Below are 17,414 nucleotides of genomic sequence, written 5' to 3'. Positions count from 1 at the left end.
AAATTTAAAAACTTTTTATGAATGTTAAGAATACAAATAATACTTTTAAAATAGTATTAACCGTCGGAGATGAATCTGGAATTGGGCCTGAAATAATTTTAAAAGCACTTTGTTCTAATGAGATACCTGAAAATATTGACTTGACAGTAGTAGGTTCAAAGAGAAATCTACAAAATACATATAGAAACCTAAGATCTTTAGGATTAGAAAACATCGCAAATCCTAAAAATTTAAAGATTCATGATCTCAAAATTTCTTCATCTGAGAATGACTCTAAATCAAGTTATGGTAACTCAAGTTTTTATTACTTAACAAAAGCTATTGAAATTGTAAAACAATCCCGCAATTCAGCACTTGTAACTGGACCAATTTGCAAGAAATCATGGTCATTAGCAGGTCATTACTTCTCTGGACAAACTGAAGTATTAGCAAAATCGTGTGGAGTAAAAAATGTTGGAATGTTATTCACAGCAAAATCACCAATTACAGGATGGAGATTCAATACCTTACTAGCTACAACCCACATACCTCTTTGTGATGTTCCCAAGAAATTAACAACAGAATTAATCCATTCTAAGTTAGATCTTTTCAAAGATTTTTGTAGTACCTATATTGATAAACCTACTTTAAAAGTTGCAGGATTAAATCCTCATGCTGGTGAAGAAGGGATTTTGGGTAATGAAGAAAAAAATTGGCTCAATGATGCGTTGATTGCTTGGAATGAGAAGAATAGAGATATTACATTATTAGGCCCTTTATCACCAGATAGTTGTTGGAACTCTTCAGCAAAAGCTTGGAGGGAAAAAGATGCTGAAAAACATGATGGCATTCTTGCTATGTATCATGATCAAGGTTTAATCCCAATGAAAGTTATAGCTCTTAATTACTCAGTAAATACAACAATAGGGTTACCTTTTATTAGAACATCTCCAGATCATGGCACTGGATTCGATATTGCTGGCAAAGGAATAGCTCAATGTCAAAGCATGATTGAAGCTATAAAAGCTGCCATAGAAATTACTAAAAATTCAAGACTGCTTAACACGCATTAAAACTTGACCAAATTCAACTGGCGTTCCATTTTCAACTAGAATCTCAACTATTTCAGCATTAAATTCAGATTCAATTTCATTCATTAACTTCATAGCTTCCAAAATACAAATAGTTTGCCCAACATTAATATTACTTCCTACTTCAACAAATGGCTCTTCTCCAGGCGCTGCAGCCCTATAAAAGGTTCCAACCATAGGAGAAGTGATTTCAGTGAGATCAGTACGTCCAGGAGGGGCTACCTGGGGCGTCTCAGGCTCCTTAACTATTGAGACATTTTCATTGATGGATTTTTGACTAGCAATAGTTTGCCTATCAAATGAAGTATTAGAAAGTAAATTATTAGTAATTTGGTTTTGATCAAATAAATTACGTTTTATTTCTAGTTTAAAATCTTCTCCCTCTAATGAGAATTCTTGAATATCGCTTGAAGAGATTTTCTCTATTAAGCGATTTAAGTCTTCATGATCTAATTTCATAGCCATTAATTTTCACGTCCAAGATAACTATCGTTACGAGTATCGACCTTAATCATTTCTCCTACAGAAATAAATAAAGGAACCATAACTTGAGCACCTGTTTCTAGAATAGCTGGTTTAGTGCCCCCACTAGCAGTATCGCCTTTAACTCCAGGATCAGTCTCTGTAACTTTCAAAGTAATAGATATTGGAAGTTCCACTTCTAAAACTTTACCATTATGGAAAATTACATTAACCTCCATTCCTTCTTTCAAATACTTTGCGCCTTTACCAATTTGTTCAGAGGAAAGTCTTGTCTCTTCAAAACTGGCCATATCCATAAAAACATAATCTCCAGACTCCACATAAGTGTGTTGCAGGTTAGACTTCTCAAGGATAGCCTGTTGTACTGATTCTCCGGCTCGAAAAGTTTTTTCAACCACGTTGCCGCTTTGAACTGATTTTAATTTTGTTCGCACGAAAGCAGAACCCTTACCAGGCTTGACATGTAGAAATTCTACAACACGCCAAACTTGTCCATCTAATTCGATGGTGGTACCTGTGCGAAAATCGTTACTGGAAATCATTCCTGTATTACATCCCCAAGGATCATAAACCTGCAAGAGTGCTATGCAAAAATTCTTATCAAATCAGAACAAACTTTTCTTAATTCTATCAATCATAATTTTACAGGTTTTCTTCTTTAAACCCATTCAAGTACTAGCTGATTTACCTACTGGGAATGCGGTAAAAGACCCTAATGCAATCCTCAGAAACGCACTCCCTATCAAGCAAGTTGAGTTGCAAGAAATTCAGCACAAATTGGAAGAAACTAGTGACCTTGTAAGAGGAGGAAGGTGGCCGGCTCTGACAAAAACTGTTACAAAATGTCAATCTTTACTAAAAAAATACCAAAGTCGAATTATTCAAGAATTACCTAACGATAAAAAGCAAATTGCTGAAAAAACGTTTTTAGAACTCAAAGAAAATTTTGATAGCCTTCAAGATCATTCTAAATCAAAGGATAAGTACTCATTTGTTACAACCAGAAAAGAGGCTTTAGATAAAATAGGTGGATTAGAAGAATATTTTCTACCAAATCAATTTCCTTACTATATTCCCGAAGAATATGATAATCTTCCAAGATTACTAGGCCGAGCAAAAGTCAATATTAAAACTTCCAAAGGAGATATGAAAGCTATTGTGGATGGATTTAACGCACCACTTACAGCAGGAGCATTTGTAGATTTATCTTCAAAAAATTTCTATAAAGATTTACCTATTAATAGAGCAGAAGAATTTTTTGTACTACAGACAGGTGATCCACTTGGAGAAGCAATTGGTTACATAGATCCTGAAACAAATGAAGAACGTCACGTACCTCTCGAAATAAGAATTCCTAATGAAAAGGATACTTTTTATAATGAAACTTTTGAAGATTTAGGCCTTTACACAGAGACACCAACATTACCTTTCGCAACACTCGGAACTCTAGGTTGGTCACATTCAAATAATGCAGTTGATGATGGTTCATCGCAATTTTTCTTCTTTTTGTATGAAGCAGAATTAAATCCAGCAGGTCGTAATTTAATTGATGGAAGGAATGCTGCCTTTGGTTATGTTATTGATGGTTTTGAAGTATTGGAAGAGCTAACGAAAGATGACAAAATAATCTCAATTGATGTTTTAGAAGGTATTGAAAAACTCAAATTAAATGCATAAAGAAACATTAGAAGATTTAGGGGAAAAAGAATTAATTTATAGGCTTGGAAAATTTATGCCTAAAAATCAAGCTTCAGATGATTGCGCTTTAATCAAAACTAAAAATGATAATTTACTTGTTAATAATGATTCATTGGTAGAAAATGTTCATTTCAATGACATTACTATTTGCCCTCAAGACCTTGGATGGAAAGCAGTTGTCAGCAACCTCTCTGACTTATTATCAAGTGGTAGTAAAAAAACTATAGGAATTACAATAAGCCTAATTCTACCCTCTAAAACTGAGTGGATTTGGGTTGAAGAATTATATAAAGGAATAAATAAAGCTTTAAAAGCATATGGTGGGATAATTCTTGGAGGAGATTGCTCAAAAGGTAATCAAAAAACCATATCAATTACAGCCTTTGGTATTCAAGGGGAACTTGAATTACGAAGAAACGCATCTAAAACAGGTGAGATTATTTTAACTACAGGATTACATGGTCTCAGCAAACTAGGATTTATGATACAAAATAAAATTAATTTCGATAAAGATGTTTCCCTTGATGAAAGATTAATCAGTAAGTCGATTGAACATTTTTGTCGCCCTAAAGTCTACCCAAATTTTCTAAACAACCTCCTTAAAACTCGTCCCAATAAAAAAATAAAGAGAATAGGATGTACTGATAGTAGTGATGGTCTATTTCAAGCCATAACAGATTTAGCAATTGCCAGCAAATGCAAAGCAATTATTAATTACGATAAAATACCAAAAGATCAATATTGGCCAAAAGGAGATAAATGGGATAAATATTATTTTTTTGGAGGAGAAGATTACGAATTAGTTTTCTCTTTACCAGAAAAATGGGCAAAAAATTTATCCAATCTAGATAACAATATTAACGAAATTGGTTTTTTTACTAATGGTGAACCCTCAATAGAATTTAAAGATAAAAATAAAAATAAATTATTGAAAAACACACCTTTCAAGCACTTTTAATTATTCCCATTTTTTAGCAACAATCTCTGCTAAATCTACAACCCTCTGGCTGTAACCCCACTCGTTGTCATACCATGCAAGAACCTTAACAAGATTATCTCCGATACACATAGTAAGATCACTATCCACAATTGATGATTCATTAGTACCTGCATAATCACTTGATACTAATGGTTCATCTCCGTACTTAATAATGCCCTTCATTGAACCTAAAGATGCTTCTTTAAGTGCATTATTTACTTCTTCGCTTGTGACAGATTTGGAAGATTCGAAAACGAAATCCACCGCTGAAACGTTTGGTGTAGGAACCCTCATCGCAATTCCTGTTAATTTACCTTTCATTTCTGGATACACTAGTGCTACTGCTTTAGCAGCTCCTGTAGAAGTTGGAACAATATTGGTAGCAGCGGCCCTAGCCCTTCTTAAATCTCTATGGCTATTATCTAGAATTCTTTGATCACCTGTATAACTATGAATTGTAGTCATCAAACCTTTATTAATCCCAAAAGTTTGGTCTAAAACTTTAACTACTGGAGCTAAGCAGTTTGTAGTACAACTAGCATTACTCAAAATATCATAATCTTTATGATTGTATTGATCAGCATTCACTCCCACTACATAAGTACCAACTCCAGCACCTTTACCCGGCGCAGTTAAGATAACTTTTTTTGCACCTACTTCCAAGTGCTTACTTGCCCCTACGTCTGTATTAAAAACTCCAGTTGATTCAATTACTAAATCTACCCCCCATTCTTTCCAAGGGAGATTCATTGGGTTTCTATCAGAAAAACACTTAATTGTCTTGTTATTAATTACAAAAGTGTCATCAGTATATTGAATGTCAACACCATCCAATTGGCCAAGAACTGAATCGTATTTTAGAAGATGAGCATTAGTCTTTGGATCAGAAGTAACGTTAATACCAACGACTTCAATATTGGTATAAGCGCCTCTACTAAGCCAACAGCGCATAAAGTTTCTACCTATTCTGCCAAAGCCGTTAATTGCAACACGCAAAGTCATAACTAAAAATTTCTAAATGATTAACCTAAGTTGCTGATCATACTGAATTTTGTGCAATAAAGTAAGTTTTTTTTGATTTATTAAGCAAATAAGTCTAGTTTTGTATTAATTCCAGGAAAAAAAACATTTTTTTTTAAGAAAAAATACCAAAATTTTGCTAAGAAGTTATTTTGATTTAAGTAAAAGATAAAAATTGGATAAAGAATTACTGTTGAAAAGTCATTTTCATTTTATTGGAATTGGAGGTATTGGAATGTCAGCAATTGCAATAGGTTTGCTGAAAAAAGGTTATTCAGTTTCAGGATCTGATTTAGTTAAAAACAATGAAACCAATAAATTAGAGCAATTAGGCGCAGTAATCTTTACTTCTCAAATTCGAAAAAATATTGAATTTGTAACATCAAAATTTAACAACAAATTGATTAATTTTGTTGTAAGCTCCGCAATTAAGCCAGAAAATGAAGAATTTTCCTACTGTAGAAAAAAAAATTTAACAATTAAACATCGTTCGGAGATACTTGCAATGTTAATGCAAACTTACACTACATTGGCCGTAGCAGGCACCCATGGAAAAACATCAACGAGTACATTTCTCTCGACAATCCTTGAATTATGTACGCATAATTCTTCTTCAATAACTGGAGGAATAATTCCTATCTATAACTCAAATTGTCATTTAGAAAATACAAAATTCTTAGTGGCTGAAGTTGATGAATCTGATGGAACAATTAATAAATATAAATCTGATATTGGAATAATTAATAACATTGATTTTGATCATTGTGATCATTTTTCTGATTTAGGAGAAGTTATATCTTCTTTTAAAGATTTCGCTACAAATTCTAAAAGATTATTACTTAATTTTGATTGTGAAACTACGAGAAATAATTTTTATTCTGATAGTAATTGGTCGAACATCAAAGCAAATAAAGCTGCTTATGCCATAATCCCGACTGAGATTAATGAAAGTAATACGATTGGGAAATATTATGAAAACGGAAATTTCATTAGTAGTTTAGATATTCCAATACCAGGACTACACAACTTATCCAATATCACCGCTGCAATAGCAGCGGCAAGAATGATAGGTGTAAATTTTTTAGAAATTAAAAAAAATATTAAATCCCTTAAGCTGCCAAAAAAAAGATTTGAATTCAGAGGCCAAGTAGATGAAAGACATTTATATGATGATTATGCACATCACCCAAACGAAATAAAAGCAACAATTAAATTGGGAAGATTATTTATTAATCAAAAACGTAATAATGAATTTCAAAAAGGTAGATTAATAGCCATATTTCAACCTCACAGATACTCTAGGGTCAAGCAATTTGCAAAAGAATTTGCTTTAGAATTATCCAAAGCAGATGTTATTTATGTAACTAGTATTTATGCAGCAGGAGAAAAAAACGAAGATCAAATTAGTTCAAAAATTATCACTGATATGATTTATAAACAAAATAAAAATGTTAGTTACATAAATAATTATCATGAAATTACAAAGAACTTTTACGCATTAACTCAAAAAGGGGATTTAATTTTGAATATGGGGGCTGGTGATTGTCATAATTTCTGGTCAATTTTAAATGTTAAAAAAAATGAAATTATTTAAATTCATTTATGAATAGGAAAATTCTGTCTGAGAACTTAAATCTAAGTAGTTATACAACTATAAAAGTTGGAGGAGTCGCTGAATATTTTGCAGAACCAAAAAGTGTTGAAGAATTTTCTTATCTAATAAAATGGTCTACTTTAAACAATCAAAGATGCCAAATAATTGGCGCAGGTTCAAATCTTTTAATAAATAATATTTCCATAAAAGGTTTAGTGATATGTACGAAAAAAATGAAATCATTAACTATAGAACCATATTCAGGAATTGTTGAGGCAGAAGCAGGTGTAATGCTCCCAACATTATCTAATTCTCTCGCTAAAAATGGATTACAAGGAGGAGAATGGGCTATTGGAATTCCAGGAACTTTAGGAGGAGCAATTTATATGAATGCTGGTACTGGTAATTTATCCCTAGCAAAAAATCTTATTTCTGTAAAAGTTATTAATAAAAAAACTCTTGAAAAACTTGAAATTCAAAAAAAAGATATAAATTTTAAGTACAGATTCAGCTCTTTTCAAAGTAATGATTTAACAATTATTAGTGCAAAACTATATTTTGAACCTAATGGAAATCTCGAAAAATTAATTAAAAAAACGAAAAATAATCTTAAATTAAAAAAAGAAACACAGCCATATCATCTTCCAAGTTTTGGTAGCGTTTTTAAAAATCCTGAAAATAATTATGCAGCAAAACTAATTGATGATATGGGTTTAAAGGGATTTAAAATTGGGGGTGCAGAAATTTCTAAAATGCATTCAAATTTTATAATTAATAATTCTTCAGCAAGTTCAAAAGATATTTATGAATTAATAACTTTAATTCAACAAAAAGTACTACAAAAAAAAGGAATTTATTTGCAACCAGAAGTAAGAATGATTGGTTTTGACTATCCTAATTAAAGAAACTTTTTTATAAAATGGCGGGTTTTGGACTTCCTAACTTTGGACAACTTACAGAAGCTTTTAAAAAAGCTAAACAAATTCAACAAGATGCTCAAAAATTACAGGATGAACTTGAAAATATGGAAATTCAAGGGGAAAGTGATGATGAAATGGTAAAAGTTTGGATAAGTGGTAACCAACTTCCTTTAAGGGTAGAAGTGCAAGAAAATATTTTAAATTCAGATAAAGAAAAAATAGAGAAAAATATTTTACAAGCGATTCAAAAAGCCCATGAATTATCTACAACAACTATGAAAGAAAGAATGAATGATTTGACTGGTGGATTAAATCTTAATCTTCCGGGTTTTGATAATAGTGACTCTTAGAAGACTCGATCATTTCTTTATAAAAAGAATATCTTTCAAAAGATTTATTTAAATTACAGCCCTCATCATTTAAATGTAAGCAGTCCCGAAATTTACACCTAATTCCTTCATCGATTACTTGTTTATATATTTCCGAATAAAGATTTGGTATCAACCTAGTATCAACCTCTAGAGGTTGCATATTAAAACCTGGTGTATCAACAATATAACTTTGATTAGATATGGAAAACAACTCAACATTTCGAGTAGTGTTTTTCCCTCTCTTAATTTTATTGGAAACTGGAGCAGTACTATTTTGAAGACCTGGAATTATCTTGTTAAGCAAAGTAGTTTTACCAACACCGGATGGGCCCATAAATATCGAACACTTTTTTTTCTTTAACTGAGCTAATAAATCTTCAAAGTGATCAGATTTATGTAAATTTAAAATAATTGCTTGATAACCCCATTTCTTAAATTTATCAAGTAAAAAAATCTGTTTTTTGTCTGATATTAAATCACACTTTGTCAAAACTAATGACACTTCTACCCTCATAGATTCTGCTGATATCAAAAACCTATTAACTTGAGATAAATTTAACTTTGGCTCTTCAACTGAAAAAGTAATATAAATGTTAGAAATATTTGCAACTGATGGTCTTTTTAATAAATTTTGTCTTTTTTTTAGACTTACTATTACTGCCCGTTTGCTTGTTAAATCAATATTATCAATTTCTACTTCATCCCCAACATAAATAAATTGATCTTTGAAATTTATAGACTTTCTTACCTTACATAAAAATCTTTCGCTACTTACAAAGTTTTCTCTATTTTTGAGGTCAACAAAGAAAAATTCATTAAATTTTTTCGTAACTAAACCTAAATATTTACTATTAGTTTTCATTCAGAATTGTTATTTTTAAAAATTTTTCATGTTCATTGGTTTGTTCATACAAACATCCCATCTCTTTTAAATTTTTTAATACCATTTCTTCTGGTTCACCTTTATCTAATTCAACAATAAGTTGTTCATTTTTGGATAACTTCTCTAAAGCCAATTTAATCTTGACGACATTTAAAGGACATGGAACAGATTTCAGATCCAAATACTTTAAAGAAGTCATTAAGATTCTTTACCAAATAATTTACTAAATAGTCCACTACTGGAATTGATATTTTTATCTGAATACTGAGAAGCTAAATCCTCTAAAAGATTTCGCTCTTCATCAGTTATACGAGTTGGCAATTTTACCTTTACTAGAACTTCATGATTTCCTCTAGCAACTGGATTACCAAGTCTAGGTACCCCTTTATTCTCAAGTGAAAGAGTTGTATTTGGTTGGGTACCACTAGGAATTTTTAAATTAACTTTGCCATCAACTGTAGTAATTTCAACAGTATCTCCTAAAATTGCCTGTAAATAACTCACAACTATTTCTGAGTAAATAGTCACCCCATCTCTTTTTAATTTTGAATCATTCTTCACCTTGATAAAAACATAAAGATCTCCAGGTGGGCCTCCTTTCAAACCAACATTTCCCTCTCCAGAAACTCTTAATTTAGTACCACTATCAACTCCTGCAGGAATATTAATTCGTAATTTTTTTCTGACTTGCTTTACTCCATTACCACCGCAACTTGTACATGGATCTGAGATTATTTGACCAGTTCCATTACATGAAGGACATTCAGCTACTTGTGTGAAATTGCCAAATGGTGTTCTCGTAGCTCTTCTAACTTGTCCACTTCCTCCACAAGTTGTGCAAGTTTTTGGTCCGGTTCCTCGTTTGGCTCCTGTTCCCCTACAGACATCACATGTCTCAAGATGAGGAATTGTAATTTCTCTTTGTTGGCCAAATATTGCATCTTTAAAATCAACATTAAGGTCATATCGTAAATCATCTCCTTGTTGAGGACCTCTTCTTTGAGTTCTTCCTCCCTGTGGAGTTTGCCCTCCAAAGCCATTAAAAAAAGTTTCAAATAAATCTGCAAACCCACCCATATCGCCCATATCAGGCATTCCAGCTGCACCTCCAAGACCAGCCTCTCCAAACTGATCATATCTAGCTCTAGTTTCAGGGTCAGCTAATGCTTCATAAGCCTTGCCAATTTCTTTAAATTTATCTTCAGCACCAGGTTCTTTATTTACATCAGGATGATATTGTCTTGCTAATTTTCTATAAGCCCTTTTTAAGGTATCAGCATCAGCATCTCGTGAAACTCCAAGTATTTGATAAAAATCAGCCATTAAACAACGCTCAAGTAAAAATTTGGGATTTATACATCTTCAGAAGTATTTTCCTCTGAATCAATACTCTCTTCAACTGTATCCTTTTCTACTTCCTCTTGTGAATTTTGTTTACTTGGCCCCATGGAAACTTTAACCAAAGCATGTCTCAAAACCTTTCCCTCTAAATGATAACCTCGCTGTAATTCTTCTACAATAAAATCTTCTTTAAACTCTTCACTCGGCTCTCTTAATACAGCTTCATGCAAATTTGGATCAAATTGCTGGCCAACAACTCTCATGGGGGCAACTCCTTGTTGTTTTAAAACTTCTACCAATTGTTTATACAATCCTTGATAACTTCTATGAAGAGCTTGAGCTTCTTCACTTTCTGGTTTTAGTTGTTGTCTTGCTCTTTCAAAATTATCAACAATTGGGAGTATTGCAGTTAAAGTGTTAGAAACAAGTTGGACTTTTAAATCATCCTGATCTCTAGATTGCCTTTTTCTAAAATTATCAAAATCTGCTGAAATTCTTACATATTGATTTTTTAATGTTTCGTGCTCTTTTTCTAACTGTTCTAACCTTGCATCATTATTGGATATAGTATTTTTTAATTCTTCGGTATTTATTTCTTCTGTTTTTTCTGAAGATAATTCATCATTTTCGATTATTTTATCTTGAGCAGATGAAGCATCCTCAGGGGCATTATCCTGATTAGAAACATCATTTTCTTTAATATCAATATTGTCTGATTGATTTTCAATCATTTTTCTAAAAATTTATTAAAACCATTTTCCAATAAAGTGATGCACAAAACAAGTTGCGGAAGGCCGCACAAATTTTTACTCAGGAACAAATCTTAATGCTAATCCGTTATTACAGTATCTTTTTCCTGTGGGAGCTGGCCCGTCATTAAAAACATGTCCTTGGTGACCTCCACATCTAGAGCAGTGATATTCGGTTCTTGGAACAATTAACTTAAAATCAACCTTTGTTGCAACTGATCCTTGAATTGGATCCCAAAAACTTGGCCATCCAGTTCCACTGTCAAACTTTTTATCTGAGAGAAAAAGTGGTAAATCACATCCTGCGCAGTGAAAAACCCCTTTTCTTTTCTCATTATTTAATTCGCTACTGAAAGCTCTTTCAGTGCCTTCCTCCCTCAAAATATAATAGGATTCTGGACTTAGCTTGGATTTCCATTCTTCTTTTGATAAATTCCACTCCTCTTTAGAAGCAAGCGAAGCAGCTAAAACTTGCATAGGCTTAAAAAATGTTTTTAGTATTGACATAGTAGGAATTAGAATAAAAGTTCTTCTTGATAAAAATTGATTCATATATTTACTCACATAAAAAGTAATGAGTTCCATACATCCTGATTCTATTAAAAATATTCATAAATTAAGTATTGCTCCAATGATGGATTGTACTGATAGACATTTCAGAATGATAATGAGAAAAATAAGTTCTGAAGCTCTCTTATATACAGAAATGATTGTAGCCCAGAGTTTAGCTCATACAAATAAAAAAGAAAATTTTCTGGATTTCAATGATGAAGAACACCCAATATCTATTCAATTTGGTGGCGATGACCCTGAAATCCTTAAAGACGCTGCCCGAATGGCGCAGGATTGGGGTTATGACGAAATAAACTTTAATGTTGGTTGTCCAAGTCCAAGAGTCTGCTCTGGAAATTTTGGAGCTTCACTTATGAAAGATCCTGAGAAAGTCGCTAAGTGTATAGAATCCTTAAAAAATAACTGCAACTTACCAGTTACAATTAAACACAGAATCGGTGTAGATGACGATGATAGTTTCATACATTTGAATAATTTCGTAAGATATATTGCAAATGCTGGTGCAGACAGATTTATCGTTCATGCTAGGAAAGCCATATTAAAAGGTCTTAACCCGAAACAAAACAGAACTATACCTCCGCTTAAATACGACTTAGTAAAAAAATTAAAAAAATTAAATCCAGATTTATTAATTGAAATCAATGGAGGTATCAATAATATAGATGAATCATTAGACGCCCTTACTGATTTTGATGGTGTAATGATTGGAAGATCAGTTTATAAACATCCTTTAAGATGGTCTGAAATTGACCAAAAATTATATGGAATCAATACAACATCAAAATCTGCATCAGATATTATCTTCTCCTTAATACCATACATAGAAAAACACATAACTAATGGAGGTAAATCTTGGGATATTTGTAAACATCTTATAAATTTAGTCGAAGGTATTCCAAAAGCGAAAGTTTGGAGGAATCAAATTTCAGCTAAATCTATAAAAAAGGATTTAGATATTGATTATCTGCTTAAATTAACTTCTAGACTTGGAGAAATGGGTTATTAATTCTCGTCATTTGATACTTTACCCTCATTTGAAACTCCTCTTTTTCTCCTGCTTCTGCCACTTTCATATTCAGAGTTTTCAGAAGAGTTTCCATAACTTCTATCTTCCCAACCTTGTGCTCCAGAGGATTGATTCTGATAAGAAGTTTTAGGTTCAGAATTTCCACCGCCGTAGCCACCGCCATTATTTCCACCGCCGTAGCCACCACCATTATTTCCACCACCGTAGCCACCGCCATTATTTCCACCGCCGTAGCCACCGCCGTAGCCGCCTCTTCCTCCTCTACGAGAACCTCCAGAACCTCTTGGCTCTGCCTTATTAATCCTTAATGGTCTACCCATAAGTTCTGTACCTTGCAAACCATCAATAGCTGTTGACTCAATTGCTTCATCTGCCATCTCAACAAACGCAAAACCTCTTTTTCTTCCAGTATCTCTTTCAAGAGGAAGAGAACAATTTAAAACCTCACCAAAAGGGGCAAACAACTCTAATACATCTTCTCGCTCTGCGCGGAAAGGCAAATTACCAACAAAAATACTCACTTTAAACTCAACAAAGAAAAACCAAATTGAAAAAACTACACAAAGTAGTTTTTTAACTTTACCTCATTATTCTACTTCAAAGCATACCCTTATTGTAGAAAAAAATTTCGAATTCATGGTAACAATTTTTTTTGCCAATTATTGACCTCCTTTTCTACTTGAGTAAAACCTGTTCCACCTTCACTAGTTCTTGACTTAACAACATTAAAAGGTTCAAGATCCGCAAAAACATCATCATCAAATTCGGAATGAAATTTTTTAAATTCATCAATTTTAAGATTTTTAAACAACATTTTTCTTTCTAAGCAATACTTAACAATTTCACCCACAACTTGATAAGCAGTCCTAAAGGGAACCTTCTTAGCAACTAAGTAATCTGCCAAATCAGTAGCATTAGAAAAGTCATTTTCTACAGAATCAGATAAATTTTTAGTATTGAATTCTATACCCTCATTAATTAAAATTGTCATTGCTTTAATGCAAGAAGATATAGTCTCGGCAGTATCGAATATTGGCTCTTTATCCTCTTGAAAATCCTTGTTATATGCAAGTGGTACCCCTTTGACCATGGTTAGCAATGCTTGAAGATGTCCATAAACTCTTCCCGTTTTACCTCTTATCAATTCTGGAACATCTGGATTTTTTTTCTGCGGCATTAGACTACTACCAGTAGCACATTTATCTGTTAATTTTGCAAAAGAAAATTCATCAGTTACCCATAAAATTATTTCCTCCGAAATTTTACTTAAATGAGACATTAACAAAGCAGATGCAGAAGCAAACTCTATACAAAAATCTCTATCACTCACTGCATCAATACTATTCTTATAAATTTTTTCAAAACCCAATTCTGAAGCAGTAAAGTTCCTATCTATTTGTATTTTTGTGCCCGCCAATGCTGCAGCTCCTAATGGGGATGTATTAACTCTTGATCTTACTTCTTTAAACCTTTCGCGGTCTCTTTGGAGCATTTCTAAATAAGCCAATAAATGATGAGCTAAAGATAATGGTTGAGCTCTTTGCATATGTGTATATCCAGGAATTAGGGTATAAATATTAGATTGCGCAAGTTTTAAAAAAGACCTTTGCAATTCAGTTATTAAAATTTCAAGATTATCAATCTCTTTTCTTAGCCACAATCTTATATCTGTACCAACCTGATCATTTCTACTTCTACCTGTATGTAATTTTTTTCCAGTTTCTCCGATTAAACTAATTAGTTTTTCCTCAATACAATAGTGAATATCTTCAGAAGGGGGACTAGGAGAAAATTTACCCTCCAAATACTCAACTTTTATTTTTTCTAGACCATTAATAATCTGCAAAGTTTCAGAAGAGGATAAAACTTTTGTTTTACCAAGCATTTTTGTATGGGCAATAGAGCAATCTAAATCTTCTAAAATCAGCTTTCTATCAAAACTAATAGAAGCATTAAACTTTTCAATGAAAGGATTAAGTGTATTATCAAATCTTTTACTCCAAACTTTTGACATATCAATTAGTAACTTTAGATATCTCTAATAAAGCATTTTTTTATATAGGTGACAAAAAATATCTATTTCAGTTGAAAAATAATCATAGATGCATCATCTTCGAGATGTCTATTTTGTCCTGTAAAGTCATCTAATTTTTTAAATATTTTATTTAAAATTTCCTGAGAACTATACGATTGCTTGCATAATTTTGTGAAGGTTTTAATTAACCTTTCCTCATCGAATCTTTCACCTAAAGAATTAGAAGTATCGATTACTCCATCAGTATAATAAAGCACTAAATCATTTTCATTAAGCTTGATTTCACCACAATGATATGCAGCATCTTTTTGTAGTCCAAGTACAAATCCTTCTGTATCTAATTTTATAATTTTCTGATCTAAGCTTTTCCAAAGTAAAGGGGGATTATGGGCTGCATTAGCAAATCTTAATTTTCTAGTTCTAGGGTCATAGTCAGAATAGAATAATGTCACAAACCTATGTGATTGATCTAAATCGTTTATTGCTAGTTGATTTAAATCATGCAAGATTCTATCTGGAGGTAACCCTGTAAGAACCTCTGCACGTAACATTCCTCTTAACATAGTCATTAAAAGACCAGCTGGAATCCCTTTGCCCATAACATCACCAATTACTAAAGCCCATCTAGCTTTTTCTTTTCTTTTTTCCGAGATATTAGTTTTTATACACATAAAATCGTAATAATCTCCACCCAACTGAAGTGCAGGCCTGCAATGTGCAGCAAGATCTACACCATAAATAGTTGGACAATAATCTGGAAGTAATTGGGATTGAATTTCAGCACCTGTGGAAATTTCTCTATCTACATTCTCATGCTTTTTCTTTGTTTTTATTAAACAATAATTTTCTAATCCAACAGCTAAACAATTTTGAATAAAATTAAAATTAGAATCTTTAGTAATGGAATCGCCAGATATATTTTTGCTAAAAATATAAATAAATCCTCTGCATTTGCCTCTGGATAATATTTTTTCTGTATTTATAGTATATTCTTTGAAATTATTTTTTAAAGCATTTTCAAATGATAAAATTTCTTTTATTTTAAAATTTTTTGAAAAATTAAATTGATTCAAAAAAATATTAATTTCTTCTTGAATTTTTAAAAATTCATTATTAGCAGAAATTTTAATGTTTTCATTCCATATTTCTCCCTCGTAATTTAAAGGAATAATTAATATTATTTCTTCTTTAAAAATATGTTTAAAAATTAAGCATATATAATCAAGGAATTTATTGATATTGGAAAAAGATTTTAAATAATATGCTAATGAAGATGCAATTTCACCAAATTTGTATTTATTTTTTTGAGATACTGTAGCTTCAGAATCCAAAAAGTTTTGAATAAATTTGTTTGAAAATAATTTTTCTTTTTGATTATTTGTCACAACAAATCTACTAGTTAAATATGTTTTAACATTAAATTAAAATTTTTTAAAATTTTAATTAAATATTTATTTATCTGCAAGCATAGCCTCAACAAATTCATAACTATTAAAAGGTCTCAAATCTTTTATACCTTCTCCAGCTCCAATAAATCTAATAGGCAAGTTTACTTCTTCAGAGACTGCTAAAGACACGCCTCCTCGTGAAGTACCATCTAATTTAGTGATAATGGCTCCACTTAAATTGGCTGATTTAGCAAAACTTTTTGCTTGCTTTAAGCCATTTTGACCTTGACTTGCATCTAAAACTAGTAATGATTCAACGATTGCATCTGGAACCTTTTTATCAATAATTTTTTTTATTTTTGATAATTCATCCATTAGATTATTTTTTGTTTGCAATCTACCTGCTGTATCAACTAGTAATAAGTCAACATTTCTTTTTTTTGCAGAATTAATTGCATCAAAAACTACAGCAGCTGGATCAGCATTTTTTGATTGATTAGATATAACATCAACATTACTCCTTTCGCCCCATACTTGAAGTTGTTCTACTGCCGCAGCTCTAAAAGTATCAGCAGCAGCAATCAAAGTTTTATAATTACTTCTTGAAGACAAATATGCCAATTTTCCTAAAGTTGTAGTTTTACCAACACCATTAACGCCTACTAATAACCAGACATTTAACTTACCCTTTTTTGGTACTAAAAGATCAGTACCTGAATTTTTTATTGGTTTATCAATAATTAATTTTAATTCCTTCTTTAAAAATTTTATTCCTGCTTCTCCACCCACAACTTCTTCATTTAATTTTGTTCTGAGAGAACTGATAACTTTATCAGTTGAATCAATACCGACATCAGCTCTAATTAGTAGGGTCTCTAAATCATCAAGAGATTCAGGTGTAAGAGGATCATCTCCCAATTTATCCAATAATTCAGTAACAAATCCTTTACGTGTCTCTTCTAATCCTCTTCTTAATTTAGTGAGCCAATCAATTTCATCTATAGATATTTGATTTATTTTTTTTCCTTGAGCAGCTAATACCATTGCTGACCAAGTAAAATTGTCATCTAATTCTCCTAGTTCAGGCTCAGCAATAATTTCAGGCGGGACAGCAATTTTTTCTTTGTTAGCACTATCAGTCAACACTTGTTTTTGCTCTTCTTTCTTCTGTAATTCTTGTTTTTGCTCTTCTTTCTTCTGTAATTCTTGTTTTTGCTCTTCTTTCTTCTGTAATTCTTGTTTTTGCTCTTCTTTCTTCTGTAATTCTTGTTTTTGCTCTTCTT

At 31.9% G+C, this 17,414-nt stretch carries 19 protein-coding genes; 7 read left to right on the top strand and 12 right to left on the bottom strand.

All coding sequences use genetic code 11. The features are described 5' to 3' along the window. Nucleotides 1-17: 17 nt before the first annotated feature. Nucleotides 18-1,052, top strand: a complete 1,035-nt coding sequence (gene pdxA / locus EU96_RS08460; protein ID WP_032525734.1) for a 4-hydroxythreonine-4-phosphate dehydrogenase PdxA — start codon at nt 18-20, stop codon at nt 1,050-1,052. On the opposite strand, the gene accB is transcribed toward pdxA, so the two are convergent. Together accB and efp are read right to left on the bottom strand one after the other, a co-directional pair. Then, nucleotides 1,029-1,535, bottom strand: coding sequence for an acetyl-CoA carboxylase biotin carboxyl carrier protein (accB, locus tag EU96_RS08465; protein WP_032525733.1), 507 nt, complete (start codon nt 1,533-1,535; stop codon nt 1,029-1,031). The two genes, pdxA and accB, sit on opposite strands and share 24 nt — an antisense overlap. Beyond that, on the bottom strand, nt 1,535-2,095 hold the full coding sequence (efp, locus tag EU96_RS08470) for an elongation factor P (protein ID WP_032525843.1): 561 nt from the start codon (nt 2,093-2,095) through the stop codon (nt 1,535-1,537). The genes accB and efp overlap by 1 nt, the downstream gene beginning before the upstream one ends. A 43-nt stretch (nt 2,096-2,138) precedes the next feature. Here efp and EU96_RS08475 point away from each other — a divergent pair, with 43 nt between their 5' ends. Beyond that, a complete protein-coding gene (locus EU96_RS08475) occupies nt 2,139-3,230 on the top strand; it encodes a peptidylprolyl isomerase (RefSeq protein WP_032525732.1) in 1,092 nt (363 codons plus the stop codon). Continuing rightward, nucleotides 3,223-4,209: a thiamine-phosphate kinase gene (thiL, locus tag EU96_RS08480; protein ID WP_032525731.1), complete on the top strand. Its 987-nt coding sequence runs from the start codon at nt 3,223-3,225 to the stop codon at nt 4,207-4,209. Before EU96_RS08475 ends, thiL begins: the two co-directional genes overlap by 8 nt. Here the strand turns inward: thiL and gap are convergent, their stop codons facing one another. Then, nucleotides 4,210-5,232 carry a type I glyceraldehyde-3-phosphate dehydrogenase gene (gap, locus tag EU96_RS08485; RefSeq protein WP_032525730.1) on the bottom strand — a complete coding sequence of 341 codons (1,023 nt, stop codon included), beginning with the start codon at nt 5,230-5,232 and terminating at the stop codon, nt 4,210-4,212. It abuts the gene before it with no gap. A 193-nt stretch (nt 5,233-5,425) separates the two neighbouring features. Between gap and murC the strand changes: the two genes are divergently transcribed. From murC to EU96_RS08500, 3 genes are read left to right on the top strand one after another with little or no spacing between them, the layout of a single operon-like run. Beyond that, entirely contained in the window at nt 5,426-6,844 is a 1,419-nt protein-coding gene (gene murC / locus EU96_RS08490) for a UDP-N-acetylmuramate--L-alanine ligase (protein ID WP_032525729.1), read from the top strand. Nucleotides 6,845-6,852: 8 nt separating this feature from the next. Further along, nucleotides 6,853-7,746 (top strand): UDP-N-acetylmuramate dehydrogenase, encoded by an 894-nt coding sequence (murB, locus tag EU96_RS08495; protein ID WP_032525728.1) that lies wholly within the window; start codon nt 6,853-6,855, stop codon nt 7,744-7,746. A gap of 17 nt (nt 7,747-7,763) precedes the next feature. Further along, nucleotides 7,764-8,114, top strand: a complete 351-nt coding sequence (locus EU96_RS08500; protein WP_032525727.1) for a YbaB/EbfC family nucleoid-associated protein — start codon at nt 7,764-7,766, stop codon at nt 8,112-8,114. Here the strand turns inward: EU96_RS08500 and rsgA are convergent. From rsgA to msrB, 5 genes are all read right to left on the bottom strand, one after another. Next, nucleotides 8,080-8,997: a ribosome small subunit-dependent GTPase A gene (gene rsgA / locus EU96_RS08505; RefSeq protein WP_032525726.1), complete on the bottom strand. Its 918-nt coding sequence runs from the start codon at nt 8,995-8,997 to the stop codon at nt 8,080-8,082. The genes EU96_RS08500 and rsgA overlap by 35 nt on opposite strands. Then, nucleotides 8,987-9,217, bottom strand: coding sequence for a sulfurtransferase TusA family protein (locus EU96_RS08510; protein WP_032525725.1), 231 nt, complete (start codon nt 9,215-9,217; stop codon nt 8,987-8,989). The genes rsgA and EU96_RS08510 overlap by 11 nt, the downstream gene beginning before the upstream one ends. Next, entirely contained in the window at nt 9,217-10,341 is a 1,125-nt protein-coding gene (gene dnaJ / locus EU96_RS08515) for a molecular chaperone DnaJ (protein ID WP_032525724.1), read from the bottom strand. The genes EU96_RS08510 and dnaJ overlap by 1 nt, the downstream gene beginning before the upstream one ends. Before the next feature lie 29 nt (nt 10,342-10,370). Further along, complete coding sequence (gene grpE, locus EU96_RS08520; RefSeq protein ID WP_032525722.1) at nt 10,371-11,090, bottom strand: nucleotide exchange factor GrpE; 720 nt, start codon at nt 11,088-11,090, stop codon at nt 10,371-10,373. 75 nt (nt 11,091-11,165) lie between these two features. Then, entirely contained in the window at nt 11,166-11,660 is a 495-nt protein-coding gene (msrB, locus tag EU96_RS08525; protein ID WP_032525842.1) for a peptide-methionine (R)-S-oxide reductase MsrB, read from the bottom strand. A gap of 22 nt (nt 11,661-11,682) precedes the next feature. Here msrB and dusA point away from each other — a divergent pair, with 22 nt between their 5' ends. Continuing rightward, entirely contained in the window at nt 11,683-12,687 is a 1,005-nt protein-coding gene (gene dusA / locus EU96_RS08530) for a tRNA dihydrouridine(20/20a) synthase DusA (protein WP_032525721.1), read from the top strand. On the opposite strand, the gene EU96_RS08535 is transcribed toward dusA, so the two are convergent. The 4 genes from EU96_RS08535 to ftsY form a co-directional block, all read right to left on the bottom strand. Next, the gene (locus tag EU96_RS08535; RefSeq protein ID WP_032525719.1) at nt 12,684-13,229 is read right to left on the bottom strand and encodes an RNA recognition motif domain-containing protein; all 546 of its coding nucleotides are present in this window, start codon (nt 13,227-13,229) and stop codon (nt 12,684-12,686) included. The genes dusA and EU96_RS08535 overlap by 4 nt on opposite strands. 113 nt (nt 13,230-13,342) lie before the next feature. After that, a complete protein-coding gene (gene argH / locus EU96_RS08540; RefSeq protein ID WP_032525717.1) occupies nt 13,343-14,722 on the bottom strand; it encodes an argininosuccinate lyase in 1,380 nt (459 codons plus the stop codon). A 62-nt stretch (nt 14,723-14,784) separates the two neighbouring features. After that, nucleotides 14,785-16,128 (bottom strand): PP2C family protein-serine/threonine phosphatase, encoded by a 1,344-nt coding sequence (locus tag EU96_RS08545; RefSeq protein ID WP_032525716.1) that lies wholly within the window; start codon nt 16,126-16,128, stop codon nt 14,785-14,787. A gap of 66 nt (nt 16,129-16,194) precedes the next feature. Next, nucleotides 16,195-17,414 (bottom strand): signal recognition particle-docking protein FtsY (gene ftsY, locus EU96_RS08550; RefSeq protein WP_032525715.1); only part of this gene is annotated, 1,220 nt, incomplete at its 5' end.

The sequence above is a fragment of the Prochlorococcus marinus str. MIT 9302 genome (assembly GCF_000759975.1).
Classification (GTDB): Bacteria; Cyanobacteriota; Cyanobacteriia; order PCC-6307; family Cyanobiaceae; genus Prochlorococcus_A; species Prochlorococcus_A marinus_M.
Note: the sequence above shows the minus strand (reverse complement) of the source record. Positions and strands in the feature narration are given on the sequence as shown.

Excerpts from the sequence above, each read along its gene's own strand:
- dnaJ (WP_032525724.1), bottom strand. The coding sequence starts at position 10,341 with ATGGCTGATTTTTATCAAATACTTGGAGTTTCACGAGATGCTGATGCT.
- argH (WP_032525717.1), bottom strand. The coding sequence starts at position 14,722 with ATGTCAAAAGTTTGGAGTAAAAGATTTGATAATACACTTAATCCTTTC.
- murB (WP_032525728.1), top strand. The coding sequence starts at position 6,853 with ATGAATAGGAAAATTCTGTCTGAGAACTTAAATCTAAGTAGTTATACA.
- EU96_RS08510 (WP_032525725.1), bottom strand. The coding sequence starts at position 9,217 with ATGACTTCTTTAAAGTATTTGGATCTGAAATCTGTTCCATGTCCTTTA.
- accB (WP_032525733.1), bottom strand. The coding sequence starts at position 1,535 with ATGGCTATGAAATTAGATCATGAAGACTTAAATCGCTTAATAGAGAAA.
- rsgA (WP_032525726.1), bottom strand. The coding sequence starts at position 8,997 with ATGAAAACTAATAGTAAATATTTAGGTTTAGTTACGAAAAAATTTAAT.
- dusA (WP_032525721.1), top strand. The coding sequence starts at position 11,683 with ATGAGTTCCATACATCCTGATTCTATTAAAAATATTCATAAATTAAGT.
- efp (WP_032525843.1), bottom strand. The coding sequence starts at position 2,095 with ATGATTTCCAGTAACGATTTTCGCACAGGTACCACCATCGAATTAGAT.
- grpE (WP_032525722.1), bottom strand. The coding sequence starts at position 11,090 with ATGATTGAAAATCAATCAGACAATATTGATATTAAAGAAAATGATGTT.
- thiL (WP_032525731.1), top strand. The coding sequence starts at position 3,223 with ATGCATAAAGAAACATTAGAAGATTTAGGGGAAAAAGAATTAATTTAT.
- gap (WP_032525730.1), bottom strand. The coding sequence starts at position 5,232 with ATGACTTTGCGTGTTGCAATTAACGGCTTTGGCAGAATAGGTAGAAAC.
- msrB (WP_032525842.1), bottom strand. The coding sequence starts at position 11,660 with ATGAATCAATTTTTATCAAGAAGAACTTTTATTCTAATTCCTACTATG.
- EU96_RS08475 (WP_032525732.1), top strand. The coding sequence starts at position 2,139 with ATGCAAAAATTCTTATCAAATCAGAACAAACTTTTCTTAATTCTATCA.
- EU96_RS08500 (WP_032525727.1), top strand. The coding sequence starts at position 7,764 with ATGGCGGGTTTTGGACTTCCTAACTTTGGACAACTTACAGAAGCTTTT.
- pdxA (WP_032525734.1), top strand. The coding sequence starts at position 18 with ATGAATGTTAAGAATACAAATAATACTTTTAAAATAGTATTAACCGTC.